Origin of the sequence: Pseudomonas sp. DR208, from assembly GCF_019823005.1 — a bacterium.
GTDB classification, from domain to species: Bacteria; Pseudomonadota; Gammaproteobacteria; order Pseudomonadales; family Pseudomonadaceae; genus Aquipseudomonas; species Aquipseudomonas extremorientalis.
In genome coordinates this window covers 5304182-5321401 of sequence record NZ_CP081944.1, presented here as the reverse complement: position 1 = coordinate 5321401, position 17220 = coordinate 5304182, and the positions used below count along the sequence as shown (strand labels likewise).

Below are 17220 nucleotides of genomic sequence, written 5' to 3'. Positions count from 1 at the left end.
CGATCAATCCAATAACGAAAGGGTGACGGGTGTCAGGTGGTTGTCTTCCACCCGCACCTGCAATTGGCCCTCACCGAGGCGCGCGGTCAGGCGCTGGCCGGTGTGGGTCTGCGCGGCATTGCGAATGGCCTGGCCGCGCTCATCCAGGAGGATGCTGTAACCACGACCCAGTGTCGCCAACGGGCTGACCACATGCAGCGTCTGCATCTGGCTTTGCAGTTGCAGGCGCCGCGCCTTGAGGCCTTCGCGCATGGCGCGGGGCAGGCGTTCGGCGAGGCTGTCCAGGCGCTGGCGCAGCAGTGCCAGTTGGCGCCCCGGGTGTTGGCCGGCAAGGCGCGTTTCCAGGCGGATCAGGCGTTCACGGCGGGTATTGAGGTTGCGCTCGAAGGCGCGGCGCAGGCGCATGTCAAGGTCGTCCAGGCGCTGGGCTTGCTGGCGCAGGCGTTCGCCGGGGTGACGCAGGCGCCGGGCCATGCCTTCCAGGCGCAGGCGGTCGTGGCTCAGGCGATTACGCATCAGCAGCACCAGGCGGCGGTGCAGGTTTTCGACCTGGCGCACCAGGTGGCTGGCGTCTGGCGCGAGCAGTTCGGCTGCGGCGGAGGGCGTAGGAGCGCGCACGTCTGCCACGAAGTCGCTGATCGACACATCGGTCTCATGCCCGACGGCGCTGACGATCGGTGTGACGCAGGCGTCCACTGCACGGGCCACGGCTTCCTCGTTGAAGCACCAGAGGTCTTCCAGCGAGCCGCCGCCACGGGCCAGGATCAGCGCATCGAAGCCACGGGCATCCGCGAGTTTCAACGCGCGCACAATCTGCGGGATCGCTTCGCGGCCTTGCACGGCGGTGGGGATCAGGGTCAGTTCAATATTGGGCGCACGGCGACGGAACACACTGATGATGTCGCGGATCACCGCGCCGGTCGGCGAGCTGATAATGCCGATGCGTCGAGGGTGCGCCGGCAGCGGCACCTTGCGTTCGGCACTGAACAGGCCTTCGGCGCTGAGCTTTTCCTTCAGCGCATCGAACGCCAGGCGCAACGCCCCATCACCGGCCGGCTCCACGGTATCGAGGATCAGTTGGTAATCGCCCCGTCCCTCGAACAGCGAGACCTTGCCGCGCACTTTCACCGCCAGGCCATCCTTCAGCGCCTGGCGCACCCGCGCAGCGTTGTTGCGAAACAACGCGCAACGCACCTGGGCGCCGCTGTCCTTGAGAGTGAAATACACATGACCGGAAGCCGGGCGGGCGAGGTTGGAGATCTCGCCTTCGACCCAGATATTGGTGAACACGTCTTCCAGCAACACCCGCGCACGGCCGTTGAGCTGGCTGACAGTCAGGACTTCGCGGTCCAGGCCCAGACGGGCAAAAGGATCTTTAATCATGGGCGGCAGTTTATAGGCATTCGTGCAAGGTTTGGCAGAATTGCTCCACCAGCGCGTTCGGCGCCTGTGCGCAGGCCAACGCCACGGTGCTGAGGCAGTCCGGGTCGGCCAGGGGCAAAAAGTGCACGTTGGCGGGGGCGATGTCCTGCATGGATTTTGGTAACAAGGCAATACCGAAGCCCGCCTGGATCAGTTGCAGCTGGGTGGTCTTGCGCGACATCACTCGCGCGGCCTTGGGGAAAAATCCGGCACGCATGCACAACTCGGCTGACAGATAGCTCAAGCCGCCGCGCTGGGGATGGGGTATTGAAATAAACGCTTCGTCCTTCAATTGCCCTAGCTCGATGGGCGCCTGACTACGCGCTAACGCATGGTTGGGCGGTACGGCCAGCAACAGTTGCTCGTTATACAAAGGTAGCACCCGAACCCCCTCGCGCTGGCGCAGTACCGGCAAGCGCAGCACGCCCACCTCAAGGTGACCGTCGGCGATTTCTTCCAGCTGCGCTTCGGAGGACAGTTTGACGATATCCATCGACACCCCAGGGCAGCGTTCCAGCCAAGCGCTGATGCCCTGCAGCACAGGGCCGCTCATCGGCACAGTGCTCGAATGGCTCAGTCGCAGCGTGCCCAGTTCGCCATTGCCCACTTGGGTCGCCAGTTCGCTGGCCTTGAGTAGTTCACTCAGCAGGTTGCGGGCACGCGGATAGAAGGCCTCACCCGCGGCCGTAAGCCGCGGTTGACGTGCGGTGCGTTCGAACAACGGGGTTTTCAGCTGGGTCTCCAGTTCCTTGATCTGTCGGCTCAAGGCTGACTGCGCCACAAACAGGCGCTCGGCGGCGGCACTGAAGCTGCCGCTGTCGGCGATTTCGACGAAGTACCGCAGTTGGCGGGTGGATATCACGCGTCATGCCTTTTCGAGATAGGTAGAGGGTTTCGAAGATATTAGTCGCATCCCTCACCGATGGCTAAAGTGATGGCCATCTCTTGCAAGGAATACCCCATGAGCCCGGTTGAGCTGATGAGTCAGTGGTCGTTTGGCGGGATGGATTGGCTGGTGATCGGCCTGGGCATCGTCGTGGCCTATATCGTGTTCGGTATCGCGGGATTTGGCACCGCGTTGGTGGCGGGGCCGCTGCTGATCCTGTTCATGCCGTTGTCGAAGATCATCCCGCTGTTGGTGTTGCTGGATTTTGTCGCGGCGTTTGGCAACCTGCTGCAGTCGCGGCGCGATGTGAACAAGCCGGAGCTGCTGCGCTTGCTGCCGTGCATGGCGATTGGCTGCACACTTGGCGTGGTGTTTTTGCTCAACCTGCATTCGGACCTGTTGCTGTTGTTGATGGGCCTGTTTATCAGTGCCTATGCGATCTATAGCCTGGCGGTGAAGGCGCGGCCGACGCAGCTCGCTGCCGGGTGGTCAATACCCATGGGCACGGTGGGCGGATTGTTTGGTGCGTTGTTTGGCAGTGGCGGCTTTCTCTATGCGATCTATCTGAATAGCCGTCTCCCCAAAGACGCGGCGCGCGCCACCCAGAGTGCGTTGATCAGTTGCAGCACGGTGGTGCGCTTGAGCCTGTTCCTGATTGCCGGGGTGTACGCGGACCTGCCGCTGCTGATGTTGGCGCTGTGCCTGTTGCCGGCGATGGTCATGGGGCTGTGGTGTGGGCGCCGGTTGACGATGCGCATGTCGCGTGAGGCGTTTGTGCGGTTGGTGACGTGGTTGGTGCTGGCCAGCGGTATTGCATTGATCGGGCGGTATTTGAGTACTTGACCTGTTTTTTTCAGGGATTAAGCTGCCTGCCTTCACGGCCTCTTCGGGGGCAAGCCCTCACCCGCCCCAAAATGTGAGAGGGGGCTTGCCCCCGATGACGCCAGACGCCACACCGCAGGACTCCCATGAATTCCCAAAGCATCCTTGTCCCGAAAATCTCCACCTTGCCCGTCCACGAACCCCGCGCCCGGGCGATCGTGCGCTGGCTGGTGCGCAAGAACATCATCAAGGAAGAGCTGACCACCTGTGGCCGCACCGGCAACCGCATGGGCTACGCCCTGGCCGATGGCGCCCGCGCCGTGGTGCTTTACCCGCAGGCACTGCCGTTCAACGAGCCGATCAATGGCCTCGAGATCATCTACAAGCGCTGCATCTACACGCCGGCCAAGGGCTTTCTCGAAGAAGCCGGTTGCCCGCAATGCCGCAAGGAAGTCGGCGAAGCGCTGTTCGAAAGCCTGGAAGACTGGATGCCCGGCCACACTGACAACTTCACCTGCCCGCTGTGTGGGCATGAAGACGACATCAACGGGTTCCTGTTCCTGCAGGAGTGCGGGTTTTCCAACCTGGGATTTATCTTCAACAACTGGGCGGAGGCAGGGTTCAAGCAAAGTTTTATCGACGAATTCGCCGATTGGCTGGACCAGAAGATGAGTTGGGTCAAAGTCGAGTTGTAACCCTTCTATCAGTATTCCCAAGTTTGTCAGAGTTTTACATTGAGCCCGACAGGGTGCATGTATATAATGGCGCGCTTCCATTTTCCCGCTCGGGAGCCCCCGCGATGCTGCGTATCAGCCAAGAAGCTCTGACATTCGACGACATTCTCCTAGTGCCCGGTTATTCCGAGGTGCTTCCTAACGAAGTCAGTCTCAAGACCCGCCTAACCCGTGGCATCGAGCTGAATATTCCCCTGGTTTCCGCTGCCATGGACACCGTCACCGAAGCCCGTCTGGCCATCGCCATGGCTCAGGAAGGCGGCATCGGCATCATCCACAAGAACATGACCATCGAGCAGCAGGCTGCCGAAGTGCGCAAGGTCAAGCGTTACGAAGCCGGCGTGGTGAAAGATCCGATCACCATCGAAGCCGACGCCACCGTGCGCGACCTGTTCGACCTGACCCGCCTGCACAACATCTCCGGCGTTCCGGTACTGCACGATGGCGACCTGGTCGGCATCGTCACTTCCCGTGACGTACGTTTCGAGAACCGTCTTGAAGTCACCGTCCGTGAAGTGATGACGCCCAAAGAGCGTCTGGTCACTGTCAAGGAAGGCGCCGACAAGAACGATGTGCGCGAACTGCTGCACAAGCACCGCATCGAGCGCGTGCTGATCGTCGACGACAAATTCGCCCTCAAAGGCATGATGACCGTCAACGACATCGAAAAAGCCAAGGCTTACCCGCTGGCCAGCAAGGACGATCAAGGTCGTCTGCGCGTTGGCGCGGCGGTCGGCACCGGTAAAGACACCGGCGACCGTGTTTCGGCCCTGGTCGCTGCCGGCGTTGACGTGGTGGTGGTCGACACCGCCCACGGCCACTCCAAAGGCGTGATCGACCGCGTGCGTTGGGTCAAGCAGAACTTCCCTGAAGTTCAGGTGATCGGCGGCAACATCGCCACCGGCGCAGCCGCCAAGGCCCTGGCCGAAGCGGGCGCCGATGCGGTCAAGGTCGGTATCGGCCCTGGCTCGATCTGCACCACCCGTATCGTCGCCGGTGTCGGCGTGCCGCAAATCAGCGCCATCGCCAACGTCGCCGCAGCCCTTGAAGGCACCGGCGTTCCGTTGATCGCCGACGGCGGCATCCGTTTCTCCGGTGACCTGTCCAAGGCCATCGTAGCCGGTGCGTCCTGCGTGATGATGGGCTCGATGTTCGCCGGTACCGAAGAAGCGCCAGGCGAGATCGAACTGTTCCAGGGCCGTTCGTACAAGGCTTACCGTGGCATGGGTTCGCTGGGCGCCATGTCCCAGGCGCAAGGTTCTTCCGACCGTTACTTCCAGGACTCCTCGGCAGGCGCCGAGAAGCTCGTTCCGGAAGGCATCGAAGGCCGTGTGCCGTACAAGGGCACCCTGAGCGCGATCATCCATCAACTGATGGGCGGCCTGCGTTCCTCGATGGGCTACACCGGCAGCGCCGACATCGAAGAAATGCGCACCAAGCCAGAGTTCGTACGGATCACCGGCGCCGGCATGGCTGAATCCCATGTCCACGACGTGCAGATCACCAAGGAAGCGCCAAACTACCGCGTAGGTTGAGGCTTCCAGCAAAATGTTAAGTAACCGGGGCTGTTCTTCAGCCCCGAGTTGTTTCTGATTCATTAGACGAGACTGACTTCATGGCCCTCGACATTCACGCCCACCGCATCCTGATCCTCGATTTCGGTTCCCAGTACACCCAGCTGATCGCCCGCCGCGTGCGCGAAATCGGCGTGTACTGCGAACTGCATCCGTTCGACATGGACGACGAAGCGATCCGCGAATTCGCACCGAAAGGCGTCATCCTCGCCGGTGGCCCAGAGTCCGTGCACGAAGCCAACAGCCCGCGTTGCCCGCAAGCGGTATTCGACCTGGGCGTACCGGTCTTCGGTATCTGCTACGGCATGCAGACCATGGCCGAGCAACTGGGCGGCAAGGTTGAAGGTTCCGAGCTGCGTGAATTCGGTTATGCCCGTGTCGACGTGGTCGGCAAGAGCCGCCTGCTGGACGGCATCGAAGACCACGTCGACGCCGACGGCCTGTTCGGCCTCGACGTATGGATGAGCCATGGTGACAAGGTCACCAAAATGCCGCAGGACTTCCACATCCTGGCCAGCACCCCGAGCTGCCCGATCGCCGGCATGTTCAGCGACGAGCGCCGCTACTACGGCGTGCAGTTCCACCCGGAAGTGACCCACACCAAGCAAGGCGGCCGCATCCTGTCGCGCTTCATCCTCGACATCTGCGAGTGTGAGGCCCTGTGGACGCCGTCCAAGATTGCTGAAGATGCCATCGCCCAAGTGCGCGCCCAGGTCGGCACCGATAACGTCTTGCTCGGCCTGTCCGGCGGTGTTGACTCCTCCGTGGTCGCAGCCCTGCTGCACAAAGCCATCGGCGACCAGCTGACTTGCGTATTCGTCGACAACGGCCTGCTGCGCCTGCACGAAGGCGAGCAGGTGATGGCCATGTTCGCCGAGAACATGGGCGTCAAGGTGATCCGCGCCAACGCTGAAGATCAGTTCTTGAATAACCTGGCCGGCGAGTCCGACCCGGAGAAGAAGCGCAAGATCATCGGCCGCACCTTCATCGACGTGTTCGATGCCCAGTCCAGCAAATTGGACAACATCAAGTACCTCGCCCAGGGCACCATCTACCCCGACGTGATCGAGTCGGCCGGCGCCAAGAGCGGCAAGGCCCACGTGATCAAGTCCCACCACAACGTGGGTGGCCTGCCGGAGGAAATGAACCTCAAGCTGGTCGAACCGCTGCGCGAACTGTTCAAGGACGAAGTCCGCCGCTTGGGCCTGGAACTGGGCCTGCCGTACGACATGGTCTACCGCCACCCATTCCCGGGCCCGGGCCTGGGCGTGCGGATCCTCGGTGAAGTGAAGAAGGAATACGCCGACCTGCTGCGTCGCGCCGACCACATCTTCATCGAAGAACTGCGCAAGGCCGACTGGTACCACAAAGTCAGCCAGGCGTTCGTGGTGTTCCAGCCGGTGAAATCGGTTGGCGTGGTCGGTGACGGCCGTCGTTACGCATGGGTCGTGGCCCTGCGTGCGGTGGAAACCATCGACTTCATGACCGCCCGCTGGGCACACCTGCCGTACGAACTGCTGGAGACTGTCAGCGGCCGTATCATCAATGAGATCGAAGGCATCTCGCGCGTGACGTATGACGTATCGAGCAAGCCGCCGGCGACGATTGAGTGGGAGTGATCCTGCGGTAGCAGGTGAGCGTTGAATAACAAAACCCCGGTCATGTGCCGGGGTTTTGTGCTTTTGGTGTTTGTTTACCGCCGCGCAATATCCGAAAAATAAAACTTATCTAACGTATGCCGCGACTCGGTGTACTCGAACTGCCGCCCGTCCTGCAGAAATGTCTGGTTGCTCACCACGATCACATGGCTCTGGCCTTCGAGGTCCAGGTGGGTCTGGTCGTCTTTGCCGCGCGGCAGGGCTTCGATGGTGCGTTGCGCGTAGGCAATTTGCAGTTGCAAGGTCTGTTCGATAAACGCGTAGATCGACTGCTCGGCAATCGAGCGGTCCAGGCCGGGGATCACGTCGGCCACGAAGTGGTTGATGTCGAGGATCACCCGTTTGCCACCGATGCGCCGTACCCGTTTGATGCGGGTGATCAGGGTGCCGGGTTCGGCTTCGATGTGTTGCAGCAGTGAGCCTTCCAGTGGGAACTGAGTGAATTCGACCACTTCGGTGCGTACGTCGTCGCCCAGGTCGGCGTGGGTTTCGTGGAAGCTGACGATGCCGCCCAGCTGGAACTCGATCGGGTTGGGCGACAACACGAAGGTGCCCTTGCCGTGGATCTTTTGCGCAAACCCGCGCTCCTGCAACTGCTCGATGGCGCGACGCACGGTGCCTCGGCTGGCCTGGTAGCTGTCCATCAGTTCGGTTTCGGAGGGGAGGCGCGTGCCGCGTTGCAGGCGTTCAGTGGTGATGCTGGCAAGCAGATCCGTATAGATCTGGTTGTATTTGCTCATGGGGATGGCTCTTTGCCGGGGTTGCGGTCAAGGCAGGAACCTTAGTGGCAGAGAGGCGGTTTGTCCATTAGGCCCTTGGTTCATGCGGCTTGCAGCGACGCGCTGTCCTACAAAAGATAAACAATATGTAACTCGTACAGACGAGTTGTTGCTTTAACTCGTACAGACGAGTACTTTTGCCCTCGGCGTGCTGCCAATGACTGCCCCCAATAAAAAAAACCAAAGTGGAAACCAAGCATGAGCCACGACTATTCCAATATCGCCCGCGAGATTCTCGAGAACCTCGGGGGCAGCGACAACCTTGAGCAAGCTGCCCACTGTGTGACCCGTCTGCGCCTGGCGCTCAAGGACCCGAGCCTGGTCAACGGCAGCGCGCTGAACCAGGTGGATCTGGTCAAGGGCTCGTTCTTTACCGGCGGTCTGTTCCAGGTGGTAATCGGCCCCGGCGAAGTGGAGAAGGTCTACGCCGCCCTGCGTGAACAGACCGGCCTCGCCGCCGCGACCATCGCCGACGTGAAGAAGAAGGGCGCCGACAAGACCAACGCCATGCAGCGCCTGGTGCGGGTGTTCTCCGATGTGTTCATGCCGATCCTGCCCGCGCTGATCATCGCCGGCCTGTTGATGGGCGTGAACAACCTGATGGGCGCCAAGGGCATGTTCATCGAGGGCAAGACGCTGCTGGAGGCTTATCCGGACCTGGATGGCCTGTGGAGCCTGATCAACCTGATGGCCAACACCTCGTTCGTGTTCCTGCCGGCCCTGGTGGGCTGGTCGGCGGCCAAGCGGTTTGGCGGCAGCGAAATCCTCGGCATCGTGCTCGGCCTGATGCTGGTGCACCCGGACCTGCTCAACGCCTGGAACTACGGCAAGGCGGTGGCCGGTCTCGACGGCCAGAGCCTGCCGTACTTCGATATCTTCGGTTGGTTCAAGATTGAAAAAGTCGGTTACCAGGGGCAGATCCTGCCGATCCTGATGGCGGCCTACGTGATGAGCGTCATCGAGAAATGGCTGCGGGCGCGGGTGCCCAACGCGATTCAACTGCTGGTCGTGCCGATCACCACCATCGTTGTGACCGGCGTGCTGGCCCTGGCCATCATCGGCCCGGTGACCCGTCACCTCGGCATCCTGATCACCGAAGGCGTGGTCACCCTGTTTGACCTGGCGCCGATGGTCGGCGGGGCGATTTTCGGCCTGCTGTATGCGCCGCTGGTGATCACCGGCATGCACCACATGTTCCTCGCCGTGGACCTGCAACTGATCTCCACCCAGGGAGGCACTTTCATCTGGCCGATGATCGTCATGTCCAACCTGGCCCAGGGCAGCGCCGCGCTCGCGGTGTTCTACACCACCCGTAATGCACGGGACAAAAGCATGGCCTCGACCTCGGCGATTTCCGCGTACTTCGGCATCACTGAACCTGCGATGTTTGGCGTGAACCTGCGCTTCAAGTTCCCGTTCTATGCCGCGCTGCTCGGCTCGGCGCTGGGCAGCATTTTCCTGTCGCTGAACAAGGTGCAGGCGTCGGCCATCGGCGTCGGTGGCTTGCCTGGATTCATTTCGATCATTCCGCAGTACATCCCCAGCTTTGTGATCGGGATGGTCATCGCGATCGTGGTGCCGTTTGTCCTGACCTGTGCGTTGAGCATGAAAATTGTTCGGCCTGGATATCGCGTCGCCTGAACCATCGCAATCGGGGGCAAGCCCCCTCCCACATTGAAACGCATTTCAAATGTGGGAGGGGGCTTGCCCCCGATGAGGCCCTAAAGGCCTGCACAACAATCAACTGAAGGAGCCCACCATGCAAGACTGGCAACACTCGGTGATCTACCAGATCTACCCCAAAAGCTTCCACAGCCACGCGGGTAACGCCACCGGTGACCTGCTGGGCATCGTGGACAAGCTCGACTACCTCAAGTGGCTGGGTGTGGACTGCCTGTGGATCACCCCATTCCTGCGCTCGCCGCAACGCGACAACGGTTACGACATCAGCGACTACTACGCCATCGACCCCAGCTACGGGACCATGGCCGACTGCGACTTGCTGATCAGCGAAGCGGCCAAGCGCGGCATCAAGCTGATGCTCGACATCGTGGTCAACCACACCTCCATCGAGCACGAATGGTTCCAGCAGGCACGCAGCAGCCTGGACAATCCGTACCGCGACTTCTACATCTGGCGCGACCAGCCGAACAACTGGGAATCCAAGTTCGGCGGCTCGGCCTGGGAGTACGAGGCGCAAACCGGCCAGTACTTCCTGCACCTGTTCGACCACACCCAGGCCGACCTGAATTGGGACAACCCCAAGGTGCGCGCCGAGGTGTTCAAGCTGATGCGCTTCTGGCGCGACAAGGGCGTGGGCGGTTTCCGCCTGGATGTGATCAACCTGATCTCCAAGCCCGCCGATTTTCCCGAGGACACCAGCGACGGCCGCCGTTTCTACACCGACGGCCCGAACGTGCATGAATACCTGCAGGAAATGCACCGCGAAGTCTTCGAGGGGCATGACCTGATCAATGTCGGCGAGATGTCGTCCACCAGCCTCGAGCACTGCATTCGCTACTCCAATCCCGCGTCGAAAGAGCTGTCGATGACCTTCAACTTTCATCACCTGAAAGTCGATTACCCGAACCTGCAGAAGTGGGTGAAGGCTGACTTCGACTTCCTGCAGCTCAAGCAGATCTTCTCTGACTGGCAGCTGGGCATGCAGGCCGGTGGCGGCTGGAACGCGCTGTTCTGGTGTAACCACGACCAGCCGCGGGTGGTCTCGCGTTTCGGCAATGACGGTGAACATCGCGTGGTCTCGGCCAAGATGCTCGCCACCGCGCTGCACTTTCTCCAGGGCACGCCGTATGTGTACCAGGGCGAAGAACTGGGCATGACCAATCCGGGCTTTGACCGGATCGAGCAGTACCGCGATGTGGAGACCCTGAACATCTTCCGGCTCAAGCGTGATGCGGGGGAATCCGAGGCGTCGAGCATGGCGGCGATCATGCAGAAGTCCCGCGATAACGGCCGTACGCCGATGCAGTGGAATGCCGATAGGAATGCCGGTTTCAGCAGCGGTGAACCCTGGATCGGCATTCCGGCCAATGCCTCCATCATCAACGTCGAAAGCCAACGGGATGACCCCGAGTCCGTGCTGCATCACTACCGCGCGTTGATTGCGTTGCGCCGTCATGAACCGCTGATCCAGGAAGGTATTTATCGCGAGCTGCTGCAAGGCCACTCGCAAGTCTGGGCGTACCTGCGCGAAGGCCATGGCGAACGCCTGCTGGTGCTGAACAACTTCTACGGCACGCCCTGCGAAATCCAACTGCCGGACAACGTGATCAACCAGGCGACTGAACAACGCCTGCTGATCAGTAACTACCCCGACTGCCCGGCGCGAACGGGCACGGTTGCATTACGCCCTTACGAATCGTTCGTGCTGCACCTCAAGGACTGAGACCCGCTGTAACCCCGTGTGGGAGCACGGGGCGCTGCAAAAAACATAATAAAAATATCGGAGTGCTTTATGAAAACAACAATAAAGCTGGGCCTCGTTGCGTCTTGTCTAAGCCTGCCTCTTGGCGTTCAAGCCTTGGAATTTGCGGGTTACGTGCGCAGTGGCGCGGGGACGTCGACGGGCAATGGCCCACAGCAGTGTTTCCAATTACCCGGGGCGCAAACCAAATACCGTCTGGGCAACGAGTGCGAGCAGTACGCCGAACTGGAGTTGCGCCAGAACCTGCTCACCCTCGACGACGGCTCGGTGCTCAGCGTCGATGCCATGGCATCGCTCTACAACAAGTACGACCGCGCGCTGAAGTTCCAGGGCGAAAACAACGGCACCGCGCGCATGCCGCAGATGTATGCGCAGTGGTCCAACCTGCCAGCCCTTAATGGCGGTTCGCTGTGGGCCGGCCGGCGTTACTACAAACGTAACGACATCCATATCTCCGACTTCTACTACTGGAACCAGAGCGCCACGGGCGGTGGTATCGAGGACGTGCTGATCGGCGACCTCAAGTACAGCTATGCCATTTCCCGCAAGGACAACCTGTACCAGAAGGAATACGCCACCCGTCACGACTTCAACGTCGCGGGCTTCAAGACCAACCCCGGCGGCGAGCTGGAACTGGGCCTGAGCTACATCGAAAAAGCCGGCGGGCGCGACACCAACAGCGGTTGGGCGCTCACCGCGCAGCACGTGCAAAAACCTTTCCTGGGCGGCAAGAACAAGTTCGCCTTGCAGTACGGCGAAGGCCCCGGCACCGGCCTGGGTTACACCGGCAATACCTTCCTGGACAACAGCAGCAAAAGTTACCGCGCCGTGGAGTTTTTCGATTGGCAGGTGACCCCGCGTTTCGGTGGGCAGATCGAAGCGGTGTACCAGAAGGATATTCGTCCGGGCAGCCAGGACCAGACCTGGGTGTCCCTCGGTGTGCGTCCGGCGTACGCCATCAGCGAACAGTTCAAACTGGTCGCCGAGCTTGGGCATGATCAGGTCGAGGCTACGGGCGGGACGCGCAAACTGAGCAAATTCACCTTCGCTCCGACCTGGTCGCCCAAAGGCCCGGATTTCTGGGCGCGGCCGGAGGTGCGCTTGTACTACACCTATGCCACCTGGAACGAAGCGGCCAAACGTGCGGCGAATGAATTGGCGGCGGGGTCGGCGTTGTCCGATACCGGCTCGTATGGCACGGCGCGGCATGGGTCGAACGTTGGTGTGCAGGTTGAGTATTGGTGGAAGTGACCCTTCCTCCGCTCAATGATATCTACGGAACAAAACAACAGGTGAAGTCATGACCACAACTCAACCCCTGGAATTACTGGCGCCCTTGTCGGGTGTGCTGCTGGCGCTGGACAAGGTGCCCGACCCGGTCTTCTCCAGCCGCCTGATTGGCGATGGCTTGTGCATCGACCCCACGTCGCAGACCCTCTGCGCGCCATTGGCCGGGACGATCAGCAATATCCAGGACAGTGGTCATGCCGTCAGCATCACCGACGACAACGGCGTCCAGGTGCTCATGCACATTGGCCTGGACACTGTGAACCTGGCGGGCAAGGGCTTCACCCGGTTGGTGCAGGAAGGCCAGCGGGTGGAGGCCGGGCAGCCGTTGATCGAATTGGATGCCGACTACGTGGCGCTCCATGCGCGCAGTCTGCTGACCTTGATGCTGGTGGTCAGCGGCGAACCGTTCAGCGTGTTGGCCACCGATGGTGTGGAGGTCGGCCAGCCGTTGCTGCAGTTATCCCCAGGTGAAGCCGTTGGCGCAGTGGACGAGGAGGAGGGCGATGCGCTGTTCTCCAAGCCGTTGACCTTACCCAATGCCAACGGTTTGCACGCCCGGCCGGCGGCGGTGTTCGCCCAGGCGGCGAAGGGGTTCAAGGCGAGCATCTACCTGCACAAGCAAACCCAGAGCGCCAACGCCAAGTCGCTGGTGGCAATCATGGCGTTGCAAACGGTACGGGGCGACAGCTTGCAGGTGAGCGCCGCAGGGCAAGATGCCGAAGAGGCGATCAAGGCGCTGGTGGCCTTGTTGGCTGAAGGTTGTGGCGAGGTAATTGCGAGCGTTGCCGAGCCCGTCGAAATTCAGTCGTCGGCGACCGTGCTGCGGGGCGTGTGTGCATCGCCGGGTTCGGCGTTTGGCCAAGTCGTTCAAGTGACTGAGCCTGAACTGACCATCACTGAGCAAGGCACGGGGGAAGCCACCGAACGTGCTGCCTTGGCGCGTGGCCTGCTGGCTGCCACTGAGGCATTGCAGGCGTTACGGGACAAGGCTGCCGGCAGTGCCCAGGCCGAGATTTTCCGCGCTCACCAGGAATTGCTCGAAGACCCGACCTTGCTGGAACAAGCCCACCGTTTGTTGGCGGAGGGCAAGAGCGCCGCGTTTGCCTGGAACAGTGCCACGCTCGCGACCGCCAAGCTATTCCAGGGGCTGGGCAACGCGCTGATCGCCGAGCGCGCGGCAGACCTGGCCGATGTCGGCAAGCGTGTGCTGAAACTGATCCTGGGTATTCAGGACAACGCTTGGGACTTGCCGGAGCGCGCGATCCTGATCGCCGAGCAATTGACCCCTTCGCAGACGGCCAGCCTGGATACCCGCAAAGTGCTGGGGTTCGTCACCGTTGGCGGCGGCGCGACCAGCCATGTCGCCATCCTTGCCCGCGCCCTCGGCCTACCGGCCATTTGCGGTGTTCCAACCGAGGTGCTGGGGCTGGCCAATGGCAAACAGGTGTTGCTCGACGCCGACAAGGGCGAGCTGCACCTGGAGCCGGACCTGGCCGAAATCGAGCAACTGGACATTGCGCGCAAGCAACAGGCGCTCCGCCATCAGCGCGATGTGGCACAGGCGTCTTTGTCTGCCACCACCCGCGATGGCCATCACGTCGAAGTCACCGCCAACGTGGCCTCGTTGCAGGAGGTGGAGCAATCCCTGACCCTGGGTGGCGAAGGTGTCGGCCTTTTGCGCTCGGAATTCCTCTACCTGGATCGCAACCGCGCGCCAGGCCCCGATGAACAAGCGGCCACCTACACCGCCATCGCCCGTGCCCTGGGCACCGAGCGCAACCTGGTGGTGCGCACCCTGGACGTCGGCGGCGACAAGCCGTTGGCCTATGTGCCGATGGACGCCGAAACCAACCCGTTCCTCGGCCTGCGCGGTATCCGCCTGTGCCTGGAACGTCCTGAGCTGCTGCGCGAACAATTCCGTGCGATCCTCGCCAGCGCAGGCTTTGCGCGGCTGCACATCATGTTGCCGATGGTCAGCCTGCTATCGGAGCTGCACCTGGCCCGCAGGATTCTTGAAGAGGAAGCACTGGCGCTGGGGCTTACCGAGCTGCCGAAGCTGGGCATCATGATAGAAGTGCCGTCTGCCGCGCTGATGGCGGATGTGTTCTCGCCCCACGTGGACTTTTTCTCCATCGGCACCAACGACCTGACCCAATACACCCTGGCCATGGACCGCGACCACCCGCGCCTGGCCAACCAGGCCGATAGTTTCCACCCGGCGGTGCTGCGCCTGATCGCCACCACGGTCAAGGCCGCCCATGCCCATGGCAAGTGGGTGGGGGTGTGCGGTGCGCTGGCTTCCGAAGCGCTGGCCGTGCCGGTGCTGATCGGGCTGGGCGTGGACGAGTTGTCGGTCAGCGTGCCGTTGATCCCCACCATCAAGGCCACCGTGCGCGAACTGGACCTGGCCGACTGCCAGATCATCGCCCGCCAGGTACTGGGCCTGGAAGAAGCCGCCCAGGTGCGTGAGGCCTTGCGCCAATATCACGCAGCCACCGTTGAAACCTCACCTGTCATGGAGCTTTGAGCATGTTCGAGAAATTGCAGCGGGCGTTCTGGAAAGCCCTGACGCCGGATTTGATTGCCGAGACCGTAGCAACACCGACGCAGAGTCTATTGCCGGCCGAAGTAATCAGCGCGTTGGGCGGCGCGGACAACCTCAAAACGCAGCAGCGTGTGGCGCTGACGCGGGTGCGGGTGCAGTTGCAGGATGCGGGGCGGTTGGATGAGGTGGCGTTGAAGGCGGCCGGTGTCGCAGGGGTGATGGTGTTAACGGGCGGCGTAGTCCATCTGCTCACCGGTCTATAATCCAAATAGAGATCAAAATGTGGGAGGGGGCTTGCCCCCGATTGCAATGTATCTGTCAGCTTATTTGTAGCTGACACACCGCTATCGGGGGTAAGCCACCTCCCACCGGGTTTTGCTGTGTTCTTACAGCTGCGGGTTATCTTCCGGCGGCTTGGTCTTGTCGATACCCGGCACATGCAAGTTGCCTTCGACCACCTGGTTGCCCTCCAGCTGCGGCTGGGTCACCCAGGTGAGGATGTCGTAGTAACGCCGGATGTTCGCCACAAAGTGCACCGGCTCACCGCCTCGCGCATAGCCGTAGCGGGTCTTGCTGTACCACTGCTTCTGCGACAGGCGCGGCAGCATCTTTTTCACATCCAGCCACTTGTTCGGGTTCAGGCCTTCGCGCTTGGCCAGCGTGCGCGCATCCTCCAGGTGGCCGGTGCCAACGTTGTAGGCGGCGAGGGCGAACCAGGTGCGATCCGGTTCGGCGATGCTGTCGTCCAGTTCATCCTTGATCTTGGCCAGGTATTTGGCGCCGCCCATGATGCTTTGCTTGGGATCCAGGCGGTTGGACACGCCCATGGCCTGGGCGGTGTTCTGGGTCAGCATCATCAGGCCACGCACGCCGGTCTTGGAGGTGACGGCCGGCTGCCACAGCGATTCCTGATAGCCGATGGCGGCCAGCAGGCGCCAATCGACCTTTTCTTCCTTGGCATAGGCGCGGAAGTGTTTCTCGTACTTGGGTAAACGCTGCTGCAGATGCTGGGCGAAGGTGTAGGCACCCACATAGCCGAGCACGTCGACGTGCCCGTAGTAGCGGTCTTTAAGACGCTGCAACGTGCCGTTCTTCTCGACTTTATCCAGGTAACTGTTGATCTCGTTGAGCAGGCTGTTGTCATCACCGGCAGCGACAGCCCAGCTCTGGTTGCTGGCGTCGCCCAGGTCGAACGCCACGCGTACGTTGGGGAAGTACACCTGGTTCATCGCCACTTCGTTGGAGTCCACCAGGGTCAGATCGATTTGCCCCTCGTCCACCATGCGCAGCAGGTCGACTACCTCAACGGCGTCGGATTCTTCGTATTCAATTGCAGGATTCTGCTTCTTCAGCGCCGCCAATTGTTCGGCGTGGGTGCTGCCCTTGAGCACCATGATCTTCTTGCCCACCAGGTCCGCCGCGTTCGTCGGGCGGGACTGGCCATTGCGGTAGATGATCTGCGGAGTGACTTCCAGGTAAGGGTGGGAGAAACGTACCTGCGCCTTGCGCTGTTCGCTGCTGACCAGGCCGGCGGCGGCGAGGACCGGGCCGTTGGGTTTGCCCAGCTGGCCGAACAGGTCGTCGAGGTTGTCGGCGGTCTCGATTTCCAGCTTCACGCCCAGGTCGTCGGCGAAGCGCTTGACCAGTTCGTACTCGAAACCGGTTTCACCGTTGCGGTCCTGGAAATAAGTCGCCGGGCTGTTCCGGGTGATCACCCGCAAGACGCCATCCTCCTTGATTCGCTCGAGCGTGCTGGGTTTATCAACACAGGCGCTGAGCATCAGGAAGAGTCCGGTGGCGATGAGCCATTTGGCGCATCGCGGTCGCAAAGCCGTTGGGGAGAACATCTGCGCAGTATACGCAAACGGCCCACGGCGCCATATCTCGACAGCGTGGACGTTGTCTGCTAGCGCCGGCAAAACTGTGCTGCAACCCGCAGAAACGCGGCTTGGCGAGGGATTGTGACGGTTAAAATAACTGCGCCGAATGCCCCTCATGACCCGGCGAAAGGGGTGTAATCCGGCCAACTGACGTTCGGCGGCAGCCACCGGTAGCGTTTCGGGTG

General features: G+C 61.5%; 13 protein-coding genes. 9 read left to right on the top strand and 4 right to left on the bottom strand.

Annotation, left to right across the window (positions count from 1 at the left end; all coding sequences use genetic code 11):
* Positions 1-3: 3 nt before the first annotated feature.
* Together xseA and K5K89_RS23960 are read right to left on the bottom strand one after the other, a co-directional pair.
* Entirely contained in the window at positions 4-1383 is a 1380-nt protein-coding gene (gene xseA / locus K5K89_RS23965) for an exodeoxyribonuclease VII large subunit (RefSeq protein ID WP_093513878.1), read from the bottom strand.
* Between the two features lie 10 nt (positions 1384-1393).
* Positions 1394-2284: a LysR family transcriptional regulator gene (locus K5K89_RS23960; RefSeq protein WP_222540380.1), complete on the bottom strand. Its 891-nt coding sequence runs from the start codon at positions 2282-2284 to the stop codon at positions 1394-1396.
* A 99-nt stretch (positions 2285-2383) separates the two neighbouring features.
* Between K5K89_RS23960 and K5K89_RS23955 the strand changes: the two genes are divergently transcribed.
* The 4 genes from K5K89_RS23955 (at position 2384) to guaA (ending at position 7057) form a co-directional block, all read left to right on the top strand.
* A complete protein-coding gene (locus K5K89_RS23955) occupies positions 2384-3151 on the top strand; it encodes a sulfite exporter TauE/SafE family protein (protein WP_222540379.1) in 768 nt (255 codons plus the stop codon).
* Between the two features lie 125 nt (positions 3152-3276).
* The gene (locus K5K89_RS23950) at positions 3277-3825 is read left to right on the top strand and encodes a sugar ABC transporter ATPase (RefSeq protein WP_092249189.1); all 549 of its coding nucleotides are present in this window, start codon (positions 3277-3279) and stop codon (positions 3823-3825) included.
* 104 nt (positions 3826-3929) lie between these two features.
* Positions 3930-5399: an IMP dehydrogenase gene (gene guaB, locus K5K89_RS23945; protein WP_010207937.1), complete on the top strand. Its 1470-nt coding sequence runs from the start codon at positions 3930-3932 to the stop codon at positions 5397-5399.
* A gap of 80 nt (positions 5400-5479) precedes the next feature.
* Entirely contained in the window at positions 5480-7057 is a 1578-nt protein-coding gene (guaA, locus tag K5K89_RS23940) for a glutamine-hydrolyzing GMP synthase (RefSeq protein ID WP_092249186.1), read from the top strand.
* 74 nt (positions 7058-7131) lie between these two features.
* Here the strand turns inward: guaA and treR are convergent, their stop codons facing one another.
* Positions 7132-7836 (bottom strand): trehalose operon repressor, encoded by a 705-nt coding sequence (gene treR / locus K5K89_RS23935; protein ID WP_093513880.1) that lies wholly within the window; start codon positions 7834-7836, stop codon positions 7132-7134.
* Positions 7837-8073: 237 nt separating this feature from the next.
* On the opposite strand from treR, the gene treP reads away from it, so the two are divergent.
* The 5 genes from treP to K5K89_RS23910 all read left to right on the top strand — a co-directional run bounded on the left by treP (position 8074) and on the right by K5K89_RS23910 (position 15418).
* Positions 8074-9516, top strand: a complete 1443-nt coding sequence (gene treP / locus K5K89_RS23930; protein WP_071489265.1) for a PTS system trehalose-specific EIIBC component — start codon at positions 8074-8076, stop codon at positions 9514-9516.
* 118 nt (positions 9517-9634) lie between these two features.
* A complete protein-coding gene (gene treC / locus K5K89_RS23925; protein WP_071489266.1) occupies positions 9635-11281 on the top strand; it encodes an alpha,alpha-phosphotrehalase in 1647 nt (548 codons plus the stop codon).
* A 69-nt stretch (positions 11282-11350) separates the two neighbouring features.
* Entirely contained in the window at positions 11351-12571 is a 1221-nt protein-coding gene (locus K5K89_RS23920; protein WP_222540378.1) for a maltoporin, read from the top strand.
* Positions 12572-12620: 49 nt separating this feature from the next.
* Positions 12621-15137, top strand: coding sequence for a phosphoenolpyruvate--protein phosphotransferase (gene ptsP, locus K5K89_RS23915; protein ID WP_222540377.1), 2517 nt, complete (start codon positions 12621-12623; stop codon positions 15135-15137).
* 2 nt (positions 15138-15139) lie between these two features.
* Positions 15140-15418: a PTS transporter subunit EIIB gene (locus tag K5K89_RS23910; protein WP_071489269.1), complete on the top strand. Its 279-nt coding sequence runs from the start codon at positions 15140-15142 to the stop codon at positions 15416-15418.
* Between the two features lie 123 nt (positions 15419-15541).
* On the opposite strand, the gene mltF is transcribed toward K5K89_RS23910, so the two are convergent.
* On the bottom strand, positions 15542-17002 hold the full coding sequence (gene mltF / locus K5K89_RS23905) for a membrane-bound lytic murein transglycosylase MltF (protein ID WP_071489270.1): 1461 nt from the start codon (positions 17000-17002) through the stop codon (positions 15542-15544).
* Between the last annotated feature and the right edge of the window lie 218 nt (positions 17003-17220).